The following is a 7,997-nucleotide window of genomic DNA, read 5'->3' on the forward strand; positions in this document are numbered from 1 at the left end:
CTTAGCCACCCCGCGTCAGGTGCACCCAACACCAGGCTAGAAATTTACATCCAACTCCGCCGCGTCGCCCCAACAACGACCGGCCAGAATAAAAAAACTCTCCATTTCATGGTTTTTCAGCGGACTGCTAAGTCGTTGTCGCTGATGGCTGCCGCGGGAGACGCCTGCAGCGAGTTGTACGTCCAAAGCAGCTTCAATTCGATGCGCAGCGAGTGGCTATTTCTGACGCGCCTGAATTCCTTGCCATCTTCCTGCAGCGAATGGTCGTCGAGGCGGCCTGCTATCGCGCTCATGTGCTGCGTCTGGAGCTACTCACTGAACTTGCGAAGCATGGTAGCGGCCCTGCTGACACTGTACGGTTTTTCGAATCCCTGCCATGGAGTTCCGCTCGCAATGCCCGCTCTGGCCGCCTCGGCTGCCTTTTGGATGAGAGCCGCGTCTTCGGAACAGGGAGCGAGCTGCGGGCGCAAGACTTCCAGCGCTCTGGTCCCCAACATGAAGTTCCGGAGATGAGTCAGCCCATTGAAGATTTTTCTGTCACCACACTTTAGTTTGTAAAGCTTCGCATCTTCGTCCAGCGACGCGTCGTGAGGCCGAACAACAATGCCCTGTTTTTTTCTCGGAGAGCCAGCAAGAGAAGCGGCGAAGCAATACTCGCAACGGATTGCGGCTTGAGTCGACCCGCGGCAGGCTCGCCCGCAATCGCAGCCCTCTTGATGTCATTGAAGACCTCATTGAGGCGCTCCCTATCGTCACGATGGGGCTGCATCGGGGCCTGCGGCGAGTCGCCGCTGTCGCGTAGGAACTGGGATGTTCCAACGATGAAACATCGACGTACCGTGTTGAAAAATCCTCGTCTCATTGTCTTTCCAAGTTTCGCAGGCGCGAGCGCGCGTGGCGCGTTTGCCTGCGCCCAGGCTCCAGGAGGCCAATGACTGAGCCGACCCATTAGCCACCACCAACGCCTCTGATGTCGGGTTTGCAACAAGCTGTCGGGGCCATGACGTCTTCGATTGAGAGAATCGCTTTACAAATCAAGCCATTGCAATTGGCATAAGGCTTGAAAGAGGAATGGCATCCAGCAGCGCCTGTGCAAGGAGGGGCAGTGGTGGCTTACAAGAATGTCCACTCTCAGCTTATTGTATGCGGCGGTTACGACGTTGACCGTCCTAATGTCGCGATCCGTCGCAATGCGCGTCCGCGTATGGTTTTGTCACCGTGATCGACTCATGGGTGGTGGTTCGAGACAGCATCGATGCGCGTGCGCGCCACGGCGCTGCCCCTGTGCCGGGCCCCGTGCCCACCGGCATTAATGTCCGTGATGCGGCCGAATTCGAACGGCTCGAAGCCGAGGTGCGGCGCATGGATGCCGACGGACCAGCTGCGGTTGATTGGAGCAAAGTCAGTACACTGTCGCTCCATATCCTGTCGAACCAGTCAAAGGACATTTTGGTCGCCTGCTGGGCGACCTATGGTTTGTTTCGGACTGGAGGATACCAGGGTCTTGCCGTCGGTTTAGGCGTTTTGCGCGGCATGGTGGACGCCCATTGGGAGGGCCTCTTTCCGCCGATCAGGCGGGAACGGGCGCGCGTCGGAGCGATCGATTGGCTCATTGGTCGCGTTGGACCGGAGGTGGCGGAGAATGCGCCGACCGACGCCGACTATGCGGCAGTGCTCGCCGCCTATGAGGTGCTCGATGATCTCGATCGCCAATTGCGCGAAAAGCTGGTCAATGAGCAAGCCGCTTTGGGCAAGTTATTGAGGGCCCTGCAACCGCATTACGAACAGGCCAAGCGAGCGATCTCCGCGGCGGCTGAACGTGCGACCGAGGCCGCCCAAGCTGCCGAAGAGGCCGCTGCCGCACCGGCCGTATCCACTCCGCCGGTTGAGGAGGCTCAACCGGCAGCAGCGGAGGCATCGCTACCGGCTGGCGCCGATGGCGACTGGGCCGGCTTGATCGACCGCTTGCCTGATATGTTGCGGCAGGCTGCGGCTGTCCGGCGCGTCGCCTCGCCTTCAGACCCGAAGGTCTATCTGCTCAATCGCATTGGCTCATGGCTGCGTTTTGATGCGCTGCCGCCTGATACGGGGGGCCGCACGATGATATCGCCGCCCGACGATCACATCTTTGCGTTAGAAGCAAAGCTCGCGGCCGGTCAGCACGCCGATGTGGTGAATTTAGCCGAAGAGATCGTCTGGACAGCGCCGTTCTGGCTCGATGCTCACCGGCATGCCGCCAAGGCGCTGGAGCAAATGGGGCCGCTCTTTGAGCCGGCGGCCGCGGCGGTGCGCGCGGCAGTAGCTCTGCTGGCCACACGCTATCCGCGGACCTTGGCGTTTCAATTCGACGACGGCCGGCCGTTTGCGGACGAGGAAACGCGTGCCTGGGCCGCGGTGGGCGCAGCGGACGTGTCGACGGGCCGTGATCCTATCGATGAAGCGGTTGCCGAGGCACACAGGCTCATCGGCAGCGGGCACCGGCAGGCCGCACTCGAGAAGCTGTCGCGTGCGCTAGACCGCGCGACCGGAGAACGAGCGCGGTTCGTGGGCCAGCTTGCGCAAGCACGTTTCTGTATCGAAGCCGGATTCGTCACGACCGCCATCCCGCTGCTGGAGCACATGGAAGAGGTGATCGCCGAGCGCAACCTCGGAAGCTGGGAGCCTGGGCTTGCGCTCGACGTCGCCGAATTGCGCTTTCGTGCGCTGACTCATTCTGATTCGCTGCAAATGCTTGACGGGCCGCGCCGTCGCGCCGCGATGGAAAAAATCCGAACGCGGGTCACGGCCATCGACATTGCACGCGCGAGCATGCTTGGCGCCTAGCTGGACCGTGTCGGTGGCAAAGTATTAACGGAGCTGATATGTCGCAGGAAAGCTCGGTCGCTCCAAAGGAGCGCATCAATATCCGCTTCAAGCCGGCAACAGGCAACCTCAAGGAGGATGTCGAGCTGCCGCTCAAGTTGCTGGTTTTGGGCGACTTCACCGGACGGGCTGATGACCGCCCGATTGAGGAGCGCGAGCTCGTCAATATCGACAAGGACAATTTCAACGAGGTTGTCAAAAGCCAGGAACTGACTCTTCATCTCTCCGCCGAGAATAGGCTCGACGACCAGCCTGAATCCGGTAAGCTGTCGGTGTCGCTGGCGTTTGAGAGCCTGAAGGACTTCGAACCCGAGCGTGTCGCACAGCAAATCCCCGAATTGCGCGCCTTGACCGAATTGCGCGCGGCCCTGATCGCCCTGAAGAGCCCCCTCGGCAACGTGCCGAGCTTCCGCAAAGCCATCCAGAATTTGCTTGAAGACCACGGCGCGCGGCCGCGGCTCTTGAGCGAGCTCACCAGCAAGAGCGAGTGAGCGGATCAGCGAGCCGTTTTGAGCGAGGGCGCTATGACCGACACAAGTGCGCAGCAGCCGGCCGAAGTCACCACCACGACCACTGACCTTTCGCTGGTGGATCAAGTCCTCGTCGAAACCAAGATGACCCCGTGCGACGAGGGTTACGACCTCGCCCGCCGGGGCGTCGCAGCTTTCCTCAGTGAGCTCATCAAACCGAGCCGCGCCGACGAGCAGGTCAACAACGCCCTCGTCGATCAGATGATTGCCGAGATCGATCGCAAGATCTCGGCCCAGCTCGACGGTGTGCTGCACATGGACGAGTTCCAGCGGCTCGAGTCGGCCTGGCGCGGGCTGAAGTTCATGGTCGACCGCACTGATTTCCGTCAGAACATCAAGGTAGAAATCCTCAGCGTCAGCAAGGATGAACTGCTGACCGACTTCGAGGACAGTCCGGAGATCGTCAAGTCCGGCCTGTACAAGCACGTCTACACCGCAGAGTACGGCCAGTTCGGCGGCCAGCCCGTCGCAGCCATGATCTCGGCCTACGAGTTTGGCAGTGGCGGCCAGGACGTCAAGCTCATGCGGTACATGAGCGCGGTGGCCGCCATGTCGCATGCACCGGTCATTGCCTCCGCTGCACCGAACATGTTCGGCGTCGAACGTCATGAGGAGATCGCGGGTCTGAAAGATCTGCAATCGGTGTTCGAGGGACCAAAATACGCCAAGTGGAACTCGTTCCGCGAAAGCGAGGACGCTCGCTATTTCGGCCTGACGCTGCCGCGCTTCCTGCTGCGCTTGCCCTATGGTCCAGAGACCGTTCCGGTGAAGGCGTTTAATTACCAGGAGGCCTCAGATGGCGAAACCGATAACTACCTCTGGGGCAACGCTGCTTTTGCCTTTGCGACGCGCTTAGCCGAAAGCTTCGCCAAATATCGCTGGTGCCCGAACATCATCGGCCCCCAGTCTGGCGGCGCAGTTGAGGACCTCAGTCTGCATACCTATGAGGCAATGGGGCAATTGCAGACCAAGGTGCCGACTGAGGTTCTCATCTCGGACCGGCGCGAGTTCGAACTAGCCGAGCAGGGCTTCATCGCGCTGACCATGCGCAAGGGGGCTGACAATGCCGCTTTCTTCTCGGCTAATTCCGTGCAGAAGCCGAAATATTACGGGAACAGCCAGGAAGGCAAGGCGGCCGAGCTCAACTACAAGCTCGGCAGCCAGCTGCCCTATATGTTCATCATCAATCGTTTCGCGCACTACATCAAAGTGCTGCAACGCGAGAACATCGGCTCTTGGAAGAGCAGGCAAGAGCTGCAAGGCGAACTGAACAACTGGATCCGTCAGTATGTCGCCGATCAGGAGAATCCGTCGGCAGAGGTGCGCTCGCGGCGGCCTTTGCGAAAGGCGGAGATCATCGTCGAGGACGTCGAAGGTGAACCGGGCTGGTATCGCGTCAGCATCGCCGTCGTTCCACACTTGAAGTACATGGGCGCGGATTTTGCTTTGACGCTCAAGGGTAAGCTCGACAAGCAGTAGAGGTGGTAGACGATGTTCGACCGCAGCCTTATGGAGCGCTTGGAGGACGGGACGGCGACCAATCAGCCCTCGTTCGACCGTTTCCGGGCAAGCGTCCTGGAAAACTTACGTCGGGTTCTGAACTCGCGCCAGGGCTGCTGCGAAACACGGCCGGACTTCGGCATGCCCGAGCTCAACGAGGCGGTCGGGCAGGGAGCCGACGCGGTCCGCGCGCTCGCCCGTTCGCTTAAGCAGCAGATCGAGACATTTGAGCCGCGCTTGAAGAATGTTTTGATCCGCTTTCATGCCGATCCCGACAACCCGCTGCAGCTGAGTTTCCACGTCAACGCGACGCTCAATTATAACGACCAGGTGGAGCCGGTTGCCTTCGATGCGATCTTCGAGAAGCACGTCCAGGTGAGGGGCTGAAGCGGTGGCCCTTAATCCCTATTACGAGGATGAGCTGTCCTATTTGCGCGAGCTCGGCACTGACTTCGCTTTAGCCAATCCGAAGCTTGCGCCATTTCTCGGGCGTGACGCAACGGATCCCGACGTAGAGCGGCTATTGGAAGGCTTCGCCTTCCTTGTCGCGCGGCTGCGCCAGAAGCTCGACAACGAGTTTCCCGAATTCGTCCACGGCCTGTTGCGGATGGTATGGCCGCAATATCTTCAATCTCTGCCGCCCATTACGACTCTGGCCTTTGCCGCGAAGCCATCGGCGAGCGCCGCGAGCCCGAACGTACCGGCCGGCACGAGCGTTCGCTCGCGTCCAATTGAGGGAACGAACTGCACGTTCGTCACCTGCTATCCAATTGACGTGCTGCCGCTGGAGATTAACGACGTTCAGCTCGAGAACCGGACAAATTCGGCTCGACTTATTTTGGGTATCAAAGCAACCGGCCAGCAAAACCTGTCATGTCTTAAGAATGGTCGGCTCCGCCTCTTCTTCTCGACGGAGCGAGAGCCACAAGTGGGGCGCTATCTGTTGACTTGGCTGTGCCGGCACGTCACGCAGGCAACCGTCACGGTGGCGGATCGACAAGTCGTCACGATCGGAGCCGCACAGATCGCACCAATCGGCTTCAGCGATGACGAGGCGGTCTTGCCCTGGCCGCGCAACGCCTTCTCAGGATTCCGGATCATTCAGGAGTATCTGAGTTACCCGTCGAAATTTCTCCACGTCGAACTGTCTGGTCTCGAGCCGGTTGGGACCCACATGGAGACGGAATGCAGGCTCAGCCTCGAGTTTCAGCGTCCGTTCCCCGCGCAGTTGCGCGTGGGCAAGGGCCAGATTTGCTTGAATTGCACGCCAGCAATCAACGTCTTCAGCCACGAGGCCTCGCCGATCCGCTTGAAGCGGACAAAGACCGAATACCGGGTGCTTGCCTCCGGTGGGCCGAACTTCAGCATCCGTTCCGTCGACCGGGTGACCGGCTATGTGCAAGGCCGCCCCGAACGCACCGAGTTTGAGCCATTCGACCTGTTACGCCACGATCTGCCCGGCGCCGAGCGCAACCGCGCTTACTTTCGCGAGCGCATCCGGCCGGCGGTGGTCGGTCGGGGCGTCGATCACTATGTGAGTTTCGTTGACCGGCTCGACATCGGCCAGCATCCGCCGATCGACGTCGCATCCCTGCAATTGACTTGCTCCAACGGACCCATCGCCGACCGGTTGCCGGTCGGTGCAGTGGATCTGCCGACCTCTGATACGCCTCGCGCGGTTACCTTCTCCAATATCACGACGGTCGTTGCAGAGGTTCCGCCACCGGTCAATGACGGCCTGTTCCGGCGGCTGACGGCCAATCTGGCGCGCAATTACGGCGCCATGGTCAACGTCGACGCGCTGCGGACCATCCTTGGCAGCTACGATTTCCGTGCGGTCTACGACGTTCAGGCGCGTCGCCGCCTGGAGTTGCTGCTCGAAGGCCTCGACCAGTTCGTGACCACCGACACCGATCACGTGGTGCGCGGCGCGGCGATCCGAATGCGAAATATCGAACTGGCCGTGGTCGACAGCAAGATCGGTGGTGAGGGCGAATTGTTCCTGTTGGGTTCGGTGCTTGACGCCTTCTTCGCGACCTTCGCCGGTATCAACATGCTGCACCGGTTTTCGGTTCGCGGCACGGAAAGCAACGCACACTACCTATGGCCAGCGAGAAGCGGATTGATCACGCCGCTCTGACGGCGCCCGACGAACGCGATGAGCTTTCGGCGTTCGGGTTCTTCTCGCTCGTTGCGCATCTCGAGCGGCGCTTCAGCGACGCTCCCCCGATCGGATCCACCGACGATCCCGCGCGGGAGGCGGTGCGCTTCCGTGCGGCGCCGACGCTTGGCTTTCCTGCCGAAGAGATCGCGGAAATCAGACAGGTCAAGGCCGCCAGCGAGCGCGTGGAGGTAGACGTCAACTTCCTCGGGCTGCACGGTCCCTCCTCCCCGCTGCCGCCCTTCTACACCGAACGGGTCATGCACGCGGACGGCATGGGTTCGCTCGGCGATTTCTTTGATTTCTTCAATCACCGTCTGATCAGCCTGCTGCTGCGGATCTGGCGGTACTACCGCCACCATTTGCGGTTCGAGGAGGGCGCAACCGACGCGATCTCGGTGCTGATTGGTACGCTCTTTGGACTCGTGCCCGGGGAAGACACAGCCAACCAACGGGAATGGCGGGCGCGGCTGCTGCCGCATGCCGGCGTCCTTGCCTTGTGCAGCCGGTCGGCCGAGCTCGTGACCGGTGTGATTTCCAGCCATCTAAATATTTCGGCCCGGGTCGAGGAATTCATCTGGCGCGAGATCGACATTCCACAAGAGGCGCAGTGGCGCCTTGGTCGGCCTGGTCTTGAGCTCGGCGTTGATACCCTTGCTGGTGAAACCATGCCAGACATCGTAGGCAAATTCCGGCTTTGCCTCGGCCCGCTCAACCAGCTGCAGTTTCGGTCGCTGCTACCCGGTTGCGAGAGCCATACCATCCTTTGCCGTCTCATTAACTTTATTCTGCGCGAGCCCTTGGCATGGGATCTCCAGCTAGGAGCCTGTCCGAGTAATCGGATTTTTCTCGACGAAGAACAAGCGTCGTGATTCAAACGGTGGATGAGCAAGACATTTCGTCCTTGGGACGTTGATCAGGTTTGGCTGCTGCCGCCATCGATC

General features: G+C 60.5%; 7 protein-coding genes. All 7 read left to right on the forward strand.

The genetic code is table 11. From position 1 onward, the window contains the following. Positions 1-212 precede the first annotated feature (212 nt). Entirely contained in the window at positions 213-551 is a 339-nt protein-coding gene (locus tag C7G61_RS44310) for a hypothetical protein (RefSeq protein ID WP_145963802.1), read from the forward strand. A gap of 667 nt (positions 552-1,218) precedes the next feature. Next, on the forward strand, positions 1,219-2,823 hold the full coding sequence (gene tssA, locus C7G61_RS41485) for a type VI secretion system protein TssA (RefSeq protein ID WP_108523285.1): 1,605 nt from the start codon (positions 1,219-1,221) through the stop codon (positions 2,821-2,823). Positions 2,824-2,861: 38 nt separating this feature from the next. Then, the gene (tssB, locus tag C7G61_RS41490; protein WP_108523286.1) at positions 2,862-3,353 is read left to right on the forward strand and encodes a type VI secretion system contractile sheath small subunit; all 492 of its coding nucleotides are present in this window, start codon (positions 2,862-2,864) and stop codon (positions 3,351-3,353) included. Positions 3,354-3,386: 33 nt separating this feature from the next. Beyond that, positions 3,387-4,871 (forward strand): type VI secretion system contractile sheath large subunit, encoded by a 1,485-nt coding sequence (tssC, locus tag C7G61_RS41495; RefSeq protein WP_108523287.1) that lies wholly within the window; start codon positions 3,387-3,389, stop codon positions 4,869-4,871. Positions 4,872-4,883: 12 nt separating this feature from the next. Then, positions 4,884-5,279: a type VI secretion system baseplate subunit TssE gene (tssE, locus tag C7G61_RS41500; protein WP_108523288.1), complete on the forward strand. Its 396-nt coding sequence runs from the start codon at positions 4,884-4,886 to the stop codon at positions 5,277-5,279. A gap of 4 nt (positions 5,280-5,283) precedes the next feature. After that, positions 5,284-7,032 carry a type VI secretion system baseplate subunit TssF gene (gene tssF / locus C7G61_RS41505; RefSeq protein WP_108523289.1) on the forward strand — a complete coding sequence of 583 codons (1,749 nt, stop codon included), beginning with the start codon at positions 5,284-5,286 and terminating at the stop codon, positions 7,030-7,032. Beyond that, positions 6,996-7,925, forward strand: coding sequence for a type VI secretion system baseplate subunit TssG (tssG, locus tag C7G61_RS41510; RefSeq protein ID WP_108523290.1), 930 nt, complete (start codon positions 6,996-6,998; stop codon positions 7,923-7,925). Before tssF ends, tssG begins: the two co-directional genes overlap by 37 nt. Positions 7,926-7,997: the final 72 nt, after the last annotated feature.

Origin of the sequence: Bradyrhizobium algeriense, assembly GCF_003062295.1 — a bacterium.
GTDB lineage: Bacteria > Pseudomonadota > Alphaproteobacteria > Rhizobiales > Xanthobacteraceae > Bradyrhizobium > Bradyrhizobium algeriense.

Excerpts from the sequence above, each read along its gene's own strand:
- tssB (WP_108523286.1), top strand. The coding sequence starts at position 2,862 with ATGTCGCAGGAAAGCTCGGTCGCTCCAAAGGAGCGCATCAATATCCGC.
- tssC (WP_108523287.1), top strand. The coding sequence starts at position 3,387 with ATGACCGACACAAGTGCGCAGCAGCCGGCCGAAGTCACCACCACGACC.
- tssE (WP_108523288.1), top strand. The coding sequence starts at position 4,884 with ATGTTCGACCGCAGCCTTATGGAGCGCTTGGAGGACGGGACGGCGACC.
- tssG (WP_108523290.1), top strand. The coding sequence starts at position 6,996 with ATGGCCAGCGAGAAGCGGATTGATCACGCCGCTCTGACGGCGCCCGAC.